General features: G+C 56.5%; 13 protein-coding genes. 1 reads left to right on the top strand and 12 read right to left on the bottom strand.

Going from position 1 to position 16,223, the window contains the following annotated elements; all coding sequences use genetic code 11:
• Window positions 1–54 precede the first annotated feature (54 nt).
• Window positions 55–498 (bottom strand): DUF6843 domain-containing protein, encoded by a 444-nt coding sequence (locus tag KXG62_RS15545; protein ID WP_218092899.1) that lies wholly within the window; start codon window positions 496–498, stop codon window positions 55–57.
• Between the two features lie 136 nt (window positions 499–634).
• Window positions 635–2,128: a hypothetical protein gene (locus KXG62_RS15540; RefSeq protein WP_218092898.1), complete on the bottom strand. Its 1,494-nt coding sequence runs from the start codon at window positions 2,126–2,128 to the stop codon at window positions 635–637.
• 540 nt (window positions 2,129–2,668) lie between these two features.
• Here KXG62_RS15540 and KXG62_RS15535 point away from each other — a divergent pair.
• Window positions 2,669–3,193 (top strand): GNAT family N-acetyltransferase, encoded by a 525-nt coding sequence (locus tag KXG62_RS15535; RefSeq protein WP_218092897.1) that lies wholly within the window; start codon window positions 2,669–2,671, stop codon window positions 3,191–3,193.
• A gap of 222 nt (window positions 3,194–3,415) precedes the next feature.
• On the opposite strand, the gene KXG62_RS15530 is transcribed toward KXG62_RS15535, so the two are convergent.
• The 10 genes from KXG62_RS15530 to KXG62_RS15485 all read right to left on the bottom strand — a co-directional run bounded on the left by KXG62_RS15530 (window position 3,416) and on the right by KXG62_RS15485 (window position 16,204).
• Window positions 3,416–4,519, bottom strand: coding sequence for a GerAB/ArcD/ProY family transporter (locus KXG62_RS15530; RefSeq protein ID WP_218092896.1), 1,104 nt, complete (start codon window positions 4,517–4,519; stop codon window positions 3,416–3,418).
• Window positions 4,516–4,767, bottom strand: a complete 252-nt coding sequence (locus tag KXG62_RS15525; protein WP_218092895.1) for a hypothetical protein — start codon at window positions 4,765–4,767, stop codon at window positions 4,516–4,518. Before KXG62_RS15525 ends, KXG62_RS15530 begins: the two co-directional genes overlap by 4 nt.
• Entirely contained in the window at window positions 4,764–5,984 is a 1,221-nt protein-coding gene (locus KXG62_RS15520; protein WP_218092894.1) for a Ger(x)C family spore germination protein, read from the bottom strand. The genes KXG62_RS15525 and KXG62_RS15520 overlap by 4 nt, the downstream gene beginning before the upstream one ends.
• Entirely contained in the window at window positions 5,981–7,084 is a 1,104-nt protein-coding gene (locus KXG62_RS15515; RefSeq protein ID WP_218092893.1) for a GerAB/ArcD/ProY family transporter, read from the bottom strand. Before KXG62_RS15515 ends, KXG62_RS15520 begins: the two co-directional genes overlap by 4 nt.
• Window positions 7,085–7,101: 17 nt before the next feature.
• Window positions 7,102–8,718, bottom strand: a complete 1,617-nt coding sequence (locus tag KXG62_RS15510; RefSeq protein ID WP_218092892.1) for a spore germination protein — start codon at window positions 8,716–8,718, stop codon at window positions 7,102–7,104.
• Window positions 8,719–8,857: 139 nt separating this feature from the next.
• On the bottom strand, window positions 8,858–9,475 hold the full coding sequence (locus KXG62_RS15505; protein WP_218092891.1) for a histidine phosphatase family protein: 618 nt from the start codon (window positions 9,473–9,475) through the stop codon (window positions 8,858–8,860).
• Between the two features lie 279 nt (window positions 9,476–9,754).
• Window positions 9,755–10,972 (bottom strand): VWA domain-containing protein, encoded by a 1,218-nt coding sequence (locus tag KXG62_RS15500; RefSeq protein WP_218092943.1) that lies wholly within the window; start codon window positions 10,970–10,972, stop codon window positions 9,755–9,757.
• A gap of 8 nt (window positions 10,973–10,980) precedes the next feature.
• The gene (locus KXG62_RS15495; RefSeq protein WP_218092890.1) at window positions 10,981–13,359 is read right to left on the bottom strand and encodes a DUF5682 family protein; all 2,379 of its coding nucleotides are present in this window, start codon (window positions 13,357–13,359) and stop codon (window positions 10,981–10,983) included.
• Window positions 13,317–14,408, bottom strand: a complete 1,092-nt coding sequence (locus tag KXG62_RS15490; protein ID WP_218092942.1) for an ATP-binding protein — start codon at window positions 14,406–14,408, stop codon at window positions 13,317–13,319. Before KXG62_RS15490 ends, KXG62_RS15495 begins: the two co-directional genes overlap by 43 nt.
• Window positions 14,384–16,204, bottom strand: a complete 1,821-nt coding sequence (locus KXG62_RS15485) for a HEAT repeat domain-containing protein (RefSeq protein WP_218092889.1) — start codon at window positions 16,202–16,204, stop codon at window positions 14,384–14,386. Before KXG62_RS15485 ends, KXG62_RS15490 begins: the two co-directional genes overlap by 25 nt.
• Window positions 16,205–16,223: the final 19 nt, after the last annotated feature.

Below are 16,223 nucleotides of genomic sequence, written 5' to 3'. Positions count from 1 at the left end.
AGCGCGGTTTACACAGGTTCGCTCGTGTTGATAGCCGAAGCGATAGCACTCCCCTTACTTCCCCCATGCGCTAAAATCGCCGCCGCATTTGGTTTTCGTGATTTTCAGGTAGTTATGTCGTGTCACGGTCGAGCCGATCTCGGACGCGCCATTGCCGCCTACGTGGACACAGCTTTTATCGATCGGCGTTCTCCGGCCGTCCGGGCTTACGTAATAATATTGGTCGGTTACAAGTCCATACTCCATATCCGGCTTCGAGGTGTCGAACGTGCCGTCGGCCCGAATCGGGATGACGTCGTATTTCCCCTCCTTCGCAAGCCCGGGAGCGCCCGCGACGTTATAGTTCACTTGAATGCTGCCCTCGTAGCCTTCCGGAATTAAATAAATATCGTCTGTGGAAGAGGCGTCGGTTATCCCTAAATAGACGACGAGTGCCAGCACAAGGATCAATCCGCATGCTGCGGCAGCTCCCACCGTATATTTTAGACGCTTCGTCATCTTGCTGCCTCCTCTCTCCATCAGGACGAATGGCGGAATACCGGAATCGATCCCTACCTTGTATTTCGGCGTTGCGCGGCGCGGCGGTCAGTCGCACCGTTTCAAACCTCGAAGGCCGCTTACCATTGCTTTCTATTTAATAACCTGCATCCGGGTATTCTTGGGTGAGCTCCTTCAGCTCGTAATCCCACCAAGTGCGGCTGCTCCCCAAGTTCACGTTGCTGATCGTATTGTTCCTCACAACGTAGATGTTCTTATCCCGATCCACGTAAGCGTCGAGATTGTCGGCGATCAACGGCGCGCCGTCGATGATCGTTGCTTCCGTCAAATCGCCGATTTTATCGTACGTTCCGTCGCTGTGCAGCCGGAAATAACCGGTCGTCGGCGGAGTCGCGTTGTCCGGCCGGAATAGCTCGTAAGCTTGAACGATCAGCTCGTCGTCCTCGTCGTGAAGGATTCGCACGTACTGAGCGTTCAGAATTCGGTTCCAGCTGCGATGCGTACCGTCCGCGCCGATCCACAGCACCTCTCCACGCTCCGAGCCTGTTCGTGCCGATAACCGCGTGGGCGAAAGCGTCCACAGCCATGCGCCATCGTTTGTTTTTCTTAATCCCGCAACGCTTCTGCGAAAATCCGTCAATTCCTCCGCGACGCCTTGATGTACGACGACGAGCCGCCTAGACGCCGGCGTTTCCACGGGATTGCGCGGCCCGGTCGGAATATGGAAGGTGAACACCTTCGTGTCTTCACCCAGCTCCATCACGCTTTCCCCATACAGAAATGCATCCTTTGGAGTATTCTCATCCCGATCGGCCAGCCGGTTGCCGGATTCTTCTTGTTCCACCGAGATAAGCGGTTTCCCGTCGTACCACAGCTGGTGATCCCGATACTCCGTCAGCTTTGGTTTTGGCTCTTGTTGGCGCGGGGCGCTGCCCATGTCCGCTTGCCGGGAAGCCATAATTTGCTTGCTCTGTTCGGCCGTCAGCAGTTCCGGAGAGCCTTCAAGACTTTTGGAGATGCGGAACATAAGGTCCCTCACATTGTTCACATACGTATACAGATAGTCTTCATCGTCATAGATGATCCCGGACATATATCGCCGCTGACCGGTGGCGATGCTCAGTCCGTCTGCGTCATTCCAGCTCAGCTTCCAACGGAATTGATTGACCGCATAATCCCACGTTAGCGGAAAATAGGTAATGTCTTGAAACACGAGGAGCGGATACGTTTGCTCCGCGTTACTTACCGTTTCCCGGTTCACGCGGACGGGAAATTCCGCCACTTGGGCAGTATACCGATCGCTCCCGAAGGAAGCGCCTGTATCGAGCTCCGGCTTGATGGCGAGCGGCATATCGAGATTGACCTCGAGACCGCGCTCCTCGCTCCAGCTCGACCGCAGCCCCGTCGCTTGGCTGACCGACCAGGTCATCGGGATATAAGTGATGTCGTTATACGTGAGCAGCGGGTATTTCAGGTGCGCGTTGTCGAGCCGAACGCCGTCTAGCTCCACTGGAAAAGCCGGTAACGTGACCGTCACACTCCCCGAAGCGGCCTGCGCCGGTTTCCCAGAAGTAACGGCCGATAAACCGGAAGCGAGTACAACGGCAAGCAGCAGCGATTTATATTTCACGATGACTCCACTCCTTTATTGTTCAGGCGAAGCATTTCCGTTTCTCATTTCTCGATACTATTGACTGCCAAAGCCCGCAATAAGTTTCACCAGCGTATAAATTTAATCATGATCAGCTGAATTTTGAAAAATACTGCGATGAAGCATACCGCCATCCTACTTGAAATCTCGAACCCCCGCTTATATAATGAAGCGTATCCCTAACAACCCGAGGAGCGATTTGTTGATCTTAACAAAATGAATTTCATATGGCATCCGTTCAGCGCATCGCCGGAAATGGCTATGTTTATTTGCTGCTGGACGTCATAGCCGCATGATTTGTTAAGAACAACGGAGAGCTCATGAAAAGCCCGGGGTCGTTATTACTCCAGCAGCGTGATCCGTGCGATGTTCAGCACGGTTTTTTTATCCCTTCGCTGCGGAGGATGCGCCGCCCCTGCCGGTCTGGAATGAACCTTTGTTCATTCCGGGCCGTTTTTTTATTTTCACCGGTTGCAGGGATATAAGTATAAATACGAACGGAAAAGAGGATGAAAACAAATGAAGCTTGAAACCCCTCGCCTGCTATTGGTTACAATGGATCTTCCCATGATCGACGCTGCGGCCCGAAACGACAGGCAAGCATTCGAATCGCTTGGCTATACCTGCAGCGATGAATGGCCGAGCGCGGATTTTCGCGAAGCGCTGCCGTATTATCGGGAGCTGATGGTCAAGAACAACGGAACGAGAGGATTTGATTCGTGGATCGTCGTCGAAAAGAATGCAAATGAAATCGTTGGCGGCGTCGGATTCATCGGCGATCCCGACCCTGAGGGCATCATCGAAATCGGTTTTGGCATCAACGAGAGCCATAGGCGAAAAGGCTACTGCTACGAAGCCGCCAAAGCGCTGCTGGAGTGGGCCGCGAATCATGACGAGGTAAAGCGCATAACGGCCCGATGCGAGCCGGGCAATCTCAGCTCGCAAGCCGTACTGGAGAAACTTGGCTTCGCGACGCAGGAATCTGAGGATGAAGAGATGCTTCATTGGGTATATCGCGGAGAGCGCAGCGCTCAGATGAAATAGCACCGTTCCGGCTGCGATGCCGCATGAGCTCGAAAAAGACAAACATCCCGTAACACCCTAAAGGTGAAACGGGATGTTTGCCTGTTGTTTGCCTCCGGGCTACGCCGTCTCCGCTTCGTCTGCCGCGGCCGGCGGCTGCTTTATGGGCTCTATTCTCTTTCTATCGAGTCATCCGGAGGAAGGAGCATGGCGATGCTTGTCGTATCATCGCGATGAATACCATCACTGAATGCGAACCGCGGGCTTACCTTTGCTCAGCAGCATGACAATCCATAATGCGGCCGGGATGACGATTTGAAATATCGTAAATAATTTCAGGCTCACATTAAACCCAAACGAAATATGATACGTGTAATTCGGTTCGAGAAAAGAGGCTGCAAAAATGACGATGCCGACCGGCAGCACAAACCGGTTGCGAGCCTTTGCGGCCCATTGGGACAGTCCAATGACGGCGCATAAATAGAACACGATCATTTTCATAAACAGTCCGATATAGATCAGCAGCGTCACGAACACGTCCAACCGCTCAAACACGTTAGCAACCGAGATGAGCTGAACGGACTGCAAAAAAGGAAGTGCGCTGATTCCGGCCAGCGTCGGACCGAGAACGGCAATATTGAGCGCATTCATAAAAATCAAGAACAGTGCAACCGATACATATGCCCTTACGGTCGCCTTGACCGGTATGCCGTTTTCGCCGCACAAGTGCCAAAACATCAGGAAGACGATCGTTTGGCCGAACGGGAACGAGACGATATCCGGAAAAGCGGCCTTGAGCACGGGACCGGGCCCGTTCTCCATCATAGGGAGAAGCAGCCGGAAATGAACGATATCGGTAATGAACAAAAAAAGGATCAAAATTCCATAACTGATCATAAGGATCGGTAAAAGAAACTCGGAAAGGCGAAAGACAACTTCCGCGCCTTTCAAAATACCATAAGCGGCGATGAGTACGACGATCAGCATCGTTACCGCCAACGGCGTCTCCGTCAGCAGCGTTTGCGACATCAATTCCCCGAAGTCTCTCACATTGCGCATGGATTCATAGCCGAAATACAATATATATGCCGCCCCAAGGACAGACCCGAGCAGGCGGCCGAAATACGTTCTCAAGATGCCGATCAAATGACGGTCCGGTTCTTTTCGCTGGATCGCTATATATAAATAGACGAGCAGCAATCCGAAACCCGCGGCGATCAGCATGGCAAGCCATGCATCCTGCTTGGCTTTGCTTCCAAGGAAAAACAGCGGCGTACTGCCAATTTCAAAGAGCACCATCATGAAGGCGATTTGGTTATCCGAGATTCGCTCTCTTGGTTCAGTCATTCGCCCGGAGGACCTCCCATCCATCGTTCCATCCATTTGCCGATAGGCAGAAACAAAGCATTGACGGGAAAAACGATCGACAGCCTTGGCCAATCGTACAACTTCCCTAAGCTTAAATAAGCGCACCACCCCGCAATGCAGACGTACCATACGATTTCCCGCCAATGCCGCTTTCCGGCCATGGATCGGATACCCAGGTAAAGCACAACGGCATAAAACGCGATCCATAAGGCCGCTTTCGGCATCATCCTCCATCATCCTTTTTTAACGTTTTAAACGACTTGTTGCTCAAACCTACCCGGTCTATAGAGACGGTTACGCGGGGTTTCATTTCCATCTCGGGAAATACGACTTCCCAGTCGTCTTTTATTGTTTTCCATTCCTTCGGATATTTTCGATGAACGGCGTCCGCAAATCCGAATACGTCGACATTCAAACGTTTGCCTGCCTGCCATGATTTCTCCAAGATTTGCACAATTTCGTTTTGCAGCTGAAGCTCCAGCCGATCGATCGTTGCCGGTTTGGAAAGATCCAAAACGCAGTCGCTTTCCAATAAGTAACCGCCGGCTTTAATATCTACATTCATGACGAAATATCCGCGTTCCTTGACGGGGGACAGCTTTGTCGTGGAGTTTAGCAGCCGAAAAGATGAATTGTACGTTTTTCCATCCGGTGCATTGCACGAGAACGACAAGATACTGGACTTTACTTTATTCGTGATAAAGGATACGCCAAGTCCTTCCTCCTTCGTGAGCCAGCCAGCCAGCTGGTCTCCCCTCAGTACGGCGAGCTTCCCGAGTCTGAGCTTCGACGTTTGGCTCGTTTTCTTCAGCGCATCGAGCGTATCGCCCTCGGGTTCCCCGGAGATTAGGACTTCCGGAATCATGGCGCTCTTTGCATCGCTCGTCATCGCCATGGCGAGCTCGTACATCATGACGCTAGGCAGCCGGGAAGAATTGCGCGATTCATTGTTTAGGATTTCGCGAATACCTTGGCCCGGAATTTTCTCGATGCTTATTAGTTGCTCGAGGATCGCCCTTGCGCTCCCCTTCGTAATGAGCACGTTTACCGTTTCTCTGGCGTCGGGGTTGCGGAAACTAAGATCGAGAATTTGGCTAAGCCCCCGTCTCGCCACCTTTTCGCTGACGATCAGTATGTTGTTATGGGCGAAAAAAAGCCAGCGCGGACTTTCACTGGAGCTTTTACTGACGGCCTCGCGGATGGTACGCCCCCGGGTTGTAAAGACGTTGACAGGCGATTGGTTGGTTCCCCCGCTGGTTAATCCCGTGCCTGACGAGATCGAGGACGGAATAATCGCTTGGTACGATACTTCCCATTCGTCCCCTTCCAGGTCGAAGGCCGTGCCGGCGATAATCGAAATCTCGTTCAGCTCGATCCGGTTCCAGCAGCCGGACATAACGGCGCATGAAAGGAGAACTAGCACGAATATTGCCGTTTTCCTCATACGATTTCGTCACTCCTAACGCTAACAGGCTTTCTCCAATATAAACTGAACCAAATGGCGAGGGGCAGCAGTACATTGAACGCGAGTAAATACGGACTTAACGGATAAGAGGTGAAATGGGCCAAATCCGACGTCCTCGGCCATGTGTAAAGCGAACTCAACGCGGCAAGGAGGCCGAGCGCAAACAGAAAGGGCTTGCCGCTTCGTATGCGGCACGTTTGGACGAAGCAGTGAAACGTCCCGAACATGAAGATCGCCATTTTCAAGTACATCATGCAAATCCAGATCGATATGAACAAGATGTCGATCCGTTCCAGATATCGGGTGATCTGGATGAGCCCCATCAAACTAAAGGTCGGATAAGACATGTACATCACGAGCCGGGGACCGAATGCCGCGACCACGACGACCACGATAATGCAAAGCTCGGCCCCGGCGAGGGCCACTCCCCATATCCCCGCCTTGCCCGCGTCCCCCGGGCGAGCCATAAACGGCGCAAGCAGCAATAAAACGGCCACTTCCGAGAACCAGCTCGCCGGAACGATGCCTCCTTGCATAATCCGGGCTGCGGAATGATCCCAGACCGGAAGCAGGTACTGGGGGTGAATATCCTTGATCAACAGGATGACGGTGCCGACCAAGATAAATAAAGAAAGCAGCATGACGATCAGATTGACCCGAGCGATGACTTCGATCCCCATGCTTACGGCGTACATGACCACGGTTATCGTCAATAGGATAAGGATGTAGACGGGGGTTCGAGTCAGCACGTTTTCCGCCAAAAAGTTAACGAACTCGCGTATGATCACGAGAAAGGTGACAAAATAATAGTACGTGAGCAGGATTCCGATAAACGTACCGAGCTTCGCCCCTAACCGCTCCTTTAACCAATCCAGAAAAACGGTATTGCGATTTTGCCGGCATATGGCCCCGATGAGCAAGGAGAATGCGACTCCTGCGATTACAGCGACCAGAATGGAGATCCACGCATCTTGACCGGAATAATGGACGACCATGCTCGGGACCGTCAAAACAGCGGTAGGCGTAATCGTACTCATGATTAGCAAGATGCCCTGAAACCACGATATTTTTTGTTCCATGAGTGCTTCCCAGCCCCCTATGTGTCCTTTTCGTCGCGTTGCGGCCGCGATGGCGGCGAGGGTTTTTGGCGCTTCCCTTCCCTTACATGATTTGGAGAGATCAAGCGTGGTCGGGTATTCATCTTCCACCATGGAACACGTACGAAAATGTCCTTCAAATTTCCCGGAACAAGCGGCGCCACTGGCAGCAGGTATGAAATCCCGAAGGAACGCAAGCCGGACATATGAATTAGCAGCGCCATCAAACCGGACACGATGCCGAACAGCCCCAGCGTCGCCCCGAGTATCATGAGCGTGAAGCGGATCAGACGGGCCGCCGTAGCCATATTGAGCGCCGGAATGACAAAATTCGCAATCGCGGTGAACGAGACGACGATGACCATAGCCCCCGAGACCAAACCGGCCTGCACGGCGGCCTGCCCCAGAACGAGAGCGCCTACGATCGATATTGCAGGCCCGATCACTCTCGGCATTCGAACGCCGGCCTCGCGCAGCACCTCGAACGTAAGTTCCATTAGCATGGCTTCGACGAGGGCGGGAAACGGTACGCCCTCCCGTTGGGCCGCGAGACCGATGAGCAACGTAGTCGGAAGCATCTCCTGGTGAAAGGTCGTAATCGCAATGTACAGCGAAGGAAGCAGCATGGATACGACAAAGGATACGAAACGGATCAACCTTAAAAACGAGGCGATATCAAATCGTTGGTAATAATCCTCGCTCGACTGGAAAAATTTAAAGAAGGTGACGGGAGCAATCAATACAAACGGCGTTCCGTCGACCAGAATGACTACCTGCCCTTCCAAAATGCCCGCGGCCGCAGCATCCGGCCGTTCGGTGTTCATGACGGTAGGAAACGGGGTATACGCCGCATCCTGAATGAATTCTTCGATATATCCGCTCTCGAGAATGCTATCCGTATCGATCGAGTTAAGACGTTTATGAATTTCATTAACGACTTCATCGTTGGCGACGCCGTGCAAATAGATAACGGCGACATTGGTCTGGGTTTTGGTACCGATCGTCTTGCAGTCGATCCGCAGATCGGGCGATTTGATTTTGCGTCGGATCATGGCGGTATTGGTCCTGAAATTTTCGGTAAACCCTTCCTTCGGCCCGCGAATGACGGTTTGGGAGCTGGGCTCTTCGACGGCCCTCCTGTCCCCTCCCGCCGTATCCGCCGTTAAGGCGGTGACGCAGCCGTCCACCATAATGACGGTGCTCCCGTTAAATATGGCGTTCCATACATCATTCAGCGTAAGCGCTTCTCCCAGCGAACCGATTGCCAAAGCGTGATCCTTAAGAAGTCGGTAAAAGCCGGCAGCGCTGCAAGGCTCCGGACCTTCGATTTCGGCTTGTTTGTTGATTTCCGCAATCATTTGGTTGATGGATAGCGCATCGACCAGTCCGTCAATATAAATCAGGGCAAAATGCAAATCGGCCGCCTGCTTATGGACCATCGTCCGGACGATAACATCCGGGCTTGCTCCCAGCATCGAGCGAACGATGCGAAGATTGGCCTCCAAACTGGCAGTCAGCGTCCGGACTTCAAGCGTTTCGTCGCCGGCCTGCTTAGCTTCCTCGACTTTTCGGTTGAACGGAGCGCGGCGATTAAGCCACCTTCTGAATAATCCCATACGTACCCCTTGTTCGCGCAAAGACGTACTCTTACTGTTTCCAAAAAACGTTATATCATGCATCTTTTTGCAAGTACTGCGAGATAAGGAAATGCAGCGAAAGCCGTGCAACAACACTTCTTAGGGACTGACTTCAACCTTATATTGCATCATCGCCTTGCAGGTGCACTACCGATGCAAAATCAACCATTTGGAAACGACCCTCCGCATAAACCAGCTTCGTGATCGAACATTCGGGAACAAGATCGCTTTGTACCGCGACAAAATGAGGGTGCCATACTTGAAGCTGATGCTCGGGAATCATCTGTACAAGAAAATCCGTAATGATCCCGCCATGCGTCACGATCACGATGCTGCTGTCCGGGGAATGCGTCCCTGCCAACTCGACCAAGGCGGAAGCTAATCGAGAACCGGCCAGCTTCGCAGAATCGCCAACGGGCGGTCTATAGTCGGGATTACGAGTGCATCGTTCCCACATCGCGACGAACTCTTCAAACGTCTGCTTAGGCAGATCTCCCCAGTTCGCGCGCTCTCGCAGCCGATGATCCACGGAAACAGAGGTTTGCACAGTTGAAGCAATAACCTCGGCGGTTTGTTTGGCCCTGCGGAGCGGACTCGTAACGATAGCAGCAATCGGCAAGTTCGCCAATGCTCGAGCGGTCCGTTTGGCTTGTATTTTACCTTCGGGGGTTATGGGAACATCGCCGATCGCTTTCTGTTTCAGCGCATGCCTGATGAGATAGAAAGTGGTGTTCATTACATAAACCTCCTATATTATCGACCGAATAATTCAGCATCTATCTAATTAAATATATATCTAATTTAATTTTAATATGCAACCATCATTCAGGGTACAGAACGTTTGCATAATTTTCAGATGGACCCGACAGCCTTCCGCTAAACGATTGCTATATAGGAGAATGTCTAACACTACGATTTGATCCATCGGCTGTTCAAAACGCAAATAACCCGCCGGGAGCGAAAAACATTCCCGGCGAGCTGTACGTTCAGCTGCCTGCATTGAAATGCAAAATCGTTACACTGGCTTCCCGCTCCTCAACCGTTCGCTCAGCAGGGCGAGATCATGGCCTTTCAGCGCTCCTTCTATCAGCTCCGGCAGTTTATCCGGAGAGCAGCCGAAGCAGGGGATGCCGTGCTGAGCCAGACGTTTGGCTACAGCCTCGTCATACGATGGGACGCCTTGGTCGGATAAAGCGAGCAGGCAAATCGTCTTCACCCCGGCTTCGTGCATATCGATCAGCCTGCGCAGCATTTCGGTGCGGTTGCCGCCCTCGTACAGATCGGAGACGAGGAGGAACAGCGTTTTTTTCGGCTCGGTGATAAACGGTTCGCAGTACGCAATCGACTTGTTAATATCCGTCCCGCCGCCGAGCTGAATGCCGAACAGCATATCGACCGGATCATTGGCGCACTGCTCGCTCAGGTCGACGACCTCGGTGTCGAAGGCGACGACCCGGGTTTCGAGCGCAGGCATGCTGGCGAAGATCGAGCCGACGATCGAAGCATAAATGACCGATCCGGCCATCGAACCGCTCTGGTCGATATCGAGAATGACCGTCCACTCCTTGCTGCGGCGGGCACGGTCAAAAAAGTACACCTTCTCGGGAATGAGCAGCTTGCGCTCCTGATCGAAATGCCGCAGGTTTTTGCGGATCGTCGTATTCCAATCAAGCCCGGTGGACGAAGGCAGCGGCGAATGCCGCCTACGGTTCAGCGCTCCAGTTACGGCGCGCTGCAAATCTTGAGCCATCCGCTTCACGATTTCATCGACGACGGCTTTCACCAGCTGCCGCGCGGAATCTTTCGTCTTCTCGGGAATTTGCCCCTTCAGCGCCATCAGCGTGGCCACCATCTGGATGTCCGGCTTGACCTGGGACAGCAGCTCCGGTTCGAACAGCAGCTGCTTCAGCCCTTTGCGCTCGATCGCATCCGTCTGGATGACCGAGACGATGTCAGGCGGGAAAAAGCTGCGGATATCGCCCAGCCATTTGGCCAGCTTGGGTGACGAAGGCCCGAGCCCCGCCCTGCGGGAGCCGTTCCCGCCGCTGCGGGCTTCGCCAGCAGATTCGTGCGTCTCGTCGTAGATCGCGGCCAGCGCCTCGTCCATGATGGCCGACTCCTCGTCAAGGATGCGGCCGCCGGCGCCGTACGATTGCAGCTTTTCCTCGGAAGCGGCGCCCAGAATAAGCCGCCAGCGCTTCAATTGTTCCGAATTCGGATTCGGGTTCGTCATCGTCATCGCTATAAGTCTCCAAAATCAAATTGGTTGAGTTCATCGAGCATCCGGATCTCCTCCTCGCTCAGCGGCTGCTGCAGCCGCGCGCCGACCACGTCGGCTCCGGCGCCCCAGAGGTCTCCCATCATTTCGGCTACGGCCGCTTTCTCCCGCGGCTCGAAGGAGCCGAACGCGCGGCGCAAAAAGACAAGCGAGCGCTGGAACGCTTGCGGCTCGAGCGACCCGATATATGCGTCGAGCTGCTCCCATAAGGCCAGCCGGGACAGCAGCGCATAGCGGTTGCGCATCGACAAGCCCTCGAACCAGCCGGCGCCGACATCGGCCGGGATGCCGGGCGAGAGCCGGCGCGACACTTCCCGGGCCACACGCTCATCCGGCAGCTCGCCGCGTTCGAGCAGCACGGCAAAAGCGAGGCCCGACAGCAGCGCGTTGCGGTCGTCCCGCTCCGCCAGCTCGTGAAGCTTCGCGAGCCAGAGCGCGTCGTCGACCGCCTCATGGTCGTCCTGCGCTATCAGGTGCATCCGCTGCATCGCTTGGGCCATGCCGTGCGCAGCGTCGTCGTTGCAGGCCGCGGCGTCGTTCAGCAGCAGGCAGCCCCGCAGAAACAGCTGCTCGAGCAGAGGGACGAGCGGCGCCGTGTCGACTCGGCGAACCGAGCCGTACCGGATAAAGACGGACAGCTCGTAGGCCGCCGCCGCAATCTGCTCGAAGCTGCCCGATTCCACGGCCAGCGCCTGCAGCACGGATCGCGCCTGCTCCATCAGCGCGGTCAGCTCGCAATCGCAGGCGAGCCGAATGAGGCGCGACGCCTCCGCGAGCTCCAGGCAGCTCTCGAGCCGCTCCTTTAGCACGAAGGCGGCCGCCAGCTCGACGGTCTCCCCTTTCAGCGTCGATTCCACCGCTTGAATCTCCGCCTCCGGCGTCCACTGCAGCACCCAGCTTTCCGCCCACGAGGCGGATTGCTGCTGTACGCGCTGCTTCCGGGCAAATGCAATGCCGAGCAGCTCCAGCCGGTGCAGGAAGACGGACCGATGCAGGTCAATGAATGCTGCCTCCTCGGATTTCACCCGGCGGTTCTCGCGCAGGTCGAGCTCCAGCGTCGCGGCGACCGCCGTCTTGTACTTCTCCAGCTTGAGCCGTTTCAGCTCGCGGTTCATGTCGTCCTGAACCGGCGTCTGGCTCACGCCTTCGGGAAGCCGGCCGATGGCGGTGCCGATATCGGTCCGGGCCAGCGCTTCCGCGACGACGGACAGCTCGCCGTAGCCGAGACAGACGACGGCGGCGTCCCGCAGGTCTTTCCACGTGGGGCGGCTTCCGTCATGCAGCGCCGCCAGCGCTTCCGCCAGCCGCACGCCTTCGATGAGCGAGGCGGTCGAGCGGAACGTGCCTTGTTCCCGAAGGCGGGAAGCCACCTTCGATAAGTACAACGAAGGGAGCCTGCTTAAGTCGTCCTGCCGCAGGCACTGCCAGAACAAATCGAAATAAGCCGGTGCCTGATTCCCCGCCCCGTAGCCCGATTGCGAGGACAGCTTATAGTAGGAATAAGGCATCAGAGTGAGCTTGGTTGTCGTCCGGGGCAGCCCCTTCAGCTCCTTATCCGTCATCGCCGGCAGCCGGAGCGTGAGCGCCGCGGCATGATGCGCGCCCGTCACCACGACGATCCGCTCCGGACGATGGCCGGCTTCGATCGTCTCCGCGATTTTCCTTCGCATATACGCTTCGCGAATGTCGTTGTACGCCGCTTCTTCCGGCGCGTAGCTCCACTCCTCCGGTTCCGTCAGCTCCCGCATCCGCACCGAAAACTCGGAGATCGCCTGCCGGTAGGCGTCTTTTTCCGTCCGATGCTCGAACTGCCGCTCCCAGTACGCCTCATAATCGGGTTCGCCCGAGAGCTCGGCCAGCTTATCGTACGGCGCCCGCTGACGGCGAACGTAGGACGAATAATCTTCATCGTCCCGCCCGGCAGCCGCGTCGCCTTCTTCCCGCGATCGGTCTCTCCGGTTCCGCAGATCGTACAGGGCGAGCGCAGGGGTCGAAGGCAAATCGATAAACGCGGCATGCGCCTCGTTCCGTTCGGCCCATCGGAACGCCTGATACTCCGGCGAATAGTCCGCATATGGGTACAGCAGCGTGCGAACCGGCAGCCGGTCCGTATAAGCCAGGATCGCGATCGGCGGAACGACGCCCCGCGCGGTGAGCTGCCGGATATACCCGCTGGCGTCGCTTGGGCCTTCCACCAGCACAGCCGTCGGCTGCACCTCATCCAAAAACGACAGCAGATGATACGCGCCGCCGGGAGACAAGTGCCGAATGCCGAAAACATGAACCTCCGGACCGCGTTCTAGCCGTTCATCTCCGAGCACGCATAGTACAGATTTCTCCATGTCGAACCCCGCTTTTTCATCACGTTTTCCAAATATTCCTTCCAGACGAGGCGGTCCTTTTCTTCGTCCTTGACGATAGCGCCTTGAAGCCCTGCGGCGATATCCTCTTCCTGAATTCGCCCGCTGCCGAAGCTCCCCGCCAGCGCCATGCTGCCGGTGAGCAGCGAGATCGCTTCCGCCGTGGAAATGACGCCGCTCGGCCCCTTCACCTTCTCCTTGCCGTCGAGCGTCATCCCGCTGCGCAGCTCGCGGAAGATCGTGACGACCTTGCGCACGGCATCGTCATCCGGCAGCTCCGCCCGAAGCTCGTAGCTTGTAGAAATTTCCGCGACCCGCTTGCGGACGATGTCCACCTCCGTCTCGATATCCGATGGCGCCGGAAGGACGATAATATTGAAGCGCCGCTTCAGCGCGGCGGACATTTCATTCACCCCGCGGTCGCGGGTGTTCGCCGTCGCAATGACGGAGAAGCCGCGCGCCGCCGAGATTTCCCTGCCGAGCTCGGGAATCGAGATCGTCTTCTCCGAGAGAATCGAAATCAGCGCATCCTGCACCTCGGAAGCGCAGCGCGAGATTTCCTCGAAGCGGGCGATGCCCCCGATCTCCATCGCGCGGAAGATCGGGCTCTTGATGAGCGCTTGATCGGACGGGCCTTGCGCGAGCAGCATAGCGTAGTTCCACGAATAGCGGATATGCTCCTCGCTCGTGCCGGCAGTGCCTTGAATCACTTTAGAGGAGTCGCCGTGAATGGCGGCCGTCAAATTTTCCGATAGCCACGACTTGGCCGTCCCCGGTTCGCCGATCAGCAGCAGCGCGCGATCTGTCAGCAGCGTGGCGATCGCCATCTCCACCAGCCGCTTGTTCCCGATATACTTCGGCGTGATCGTCATCCCCTTCGCCTCGCCGCCGACCAGGAAGGTTAGCACGGCTTTGGGCGACAGCTGCCAGCCCGCCGGCTTCGCGTCGGAATCCGCGCCTTTCAATACCTCCAGCTCCTCCCGGTATAAACGTTCGGAAGGCAATCTTACGACATCGTGCTTTTGATCCATCCCCATAATCCCTGTCCCTTCTGTATTGGTTCCAAGTCGGCAGCCGGCTCCGGCCGCGCCGTCATCAATTCGGCGATTTCGAGCAGCTCGTTTTTCGCCGATGAATACGTAACGGTTTCGGCGAACTGCCGCAAACGATCCGCATAAGCGTTCGGCAACGAAGTTAAAAGCAGTTGCTGGACACGGTCCAAGTAGTATAACTGCCGGCCCCCGCCCTTCTCCAGCGCCTGCATGACCAGCTCCGGCGTTTCGGGAGCTTGCATCGCGGTCAGCGCCAGCAGCATGTGCGCCGTATGTCCCCGGCTCAGGCCGGAAGCGCCCTCGCATTTCTTGATGAGATAAGCGGCGATTTTCCGGTCCGGCCCGGTCACAAGACGGCAGACGAGCTCTTCTTCGTCGAGGGCGGCGAACCGATAGATCCACCGCGGGTCCCACGCAGGCTGCCGCTCGGAAGCGCCGCCGTCCTCCGATGCGTACCCGGCTGCTTCATCCAGCGGCTGTGTCAGCTCGTACAGCGCCCGCAGCAGCTCTTTGGCCGCAGGCCGTTTCTTGTCCTTCAGATCGCCGCCATACCGCTCATATACGTCCGCCGGCGGCAAAATTTTGACGGCTGCTTTCAGACTGCAGCCGATAAACTTGCGGCCATACGCTTCATGCAGCGTCACCGCGAAACGGTCGGCCTCCGGCATATCCAGCTCCAGTAACAACGCCGCGGCCGCCTCCTGCGCCGCTTCCGTTTCGGGCACGATGAATTCGGGCGTCGACAGCAGCTTTTGCAGCAGACCGGCGGTCTCCGGCATCCGTTTGCCGTGCAGACTCGCGATATCCGCGAGCAGCTGCGATACGGCTTCTTCCATTGCCGTACGCCGAACGATGCGCTCAAGCTGGCGCTCCGCATCCGCAATGACCGAGAGCGTCAAATCGTTCGCTTCGCACAGCCGAACCGGCTCGATCGCGATATCCCGGTCTTTCCCGGTCAGCGCCCGGTACAGCCGGGCCATCGCCGCCGCCGTTCCCAGCCGCGACAACGCATAGAGCGCCGCCCGGCGAATCTCCTTCTTCTTGTCGTCCGCCTGCTCCAGCACGAACGCCTCCTGCGCCGGATCGTCCCCGAGCAGTTCGGTGGCCGCAGCCCGCACTTCTGTCGAGCCCTCCACAGCCGCCGTAAGGAGCAGCTTCGTGTCAGGCTCGGGAAGCAGACCGTGAAGCAGCTCCAGCCTGCGGGTATCCCCTTTGCCGCCGTCCGGCCGGAACTGCCGGCGCAGCGCAGGCACCGCCTCCGCCCCGTATTGCGGGATCACGTGACGCTGCAGAAATTCGGGAATGTCCGCATAGCTGTCGTCCAGCGCAGCCACCGCCGCAGGAATGACTCGGAAATCTTCAAACAACGCTTCTTCATAAGCTTGGCGAAGCTGCTCCAAGCGTCCCTGTCCCTTTTGCGTCAGCGCCTCGATCAACGGACGCAGCTTGCGGTAAGGCAGCGCTGTCGCCAGCCGAGCATCCGTGCCTTCGAGCGGAACGCGCTCCTCCTTCGTCTCCGTCCGTCCCTGCGTGTACATCACGGACTGCACCAGCGCGTTCAGCTCCAGCAGCTTCGCCGCGGAGCCGCCTGGTTCGGACTTCACGACACTGCCAGCCGCCTCCGCGAGACGGTGGAATACCGGCGCCGAGCCGCCCAGCCGCTCCAGCTGCGGAATCCATTTGCTTAGGCGCAAGTCGTCCGCCGCCATGCCGCCGCCCGCAATAAGCAGACGCCGTACTTCCTGCTGCAATTCAACCAATATCGGTATACTCATCGGCATTATTCTCCTGGAT

This window comes from Paenibacillus solanacearum (genome assembly GCF_910593845.1).
Taxonomy (GTDB): Bacteria; Bacillota; Bacilli; order Paenibacillales; family NBRC-103111; genus Paenibacillus_G; species Paenibacillus_G solanacearum.
This window is presented reverse-complemented; position numbering and strand designations above follow the sequence as displayed.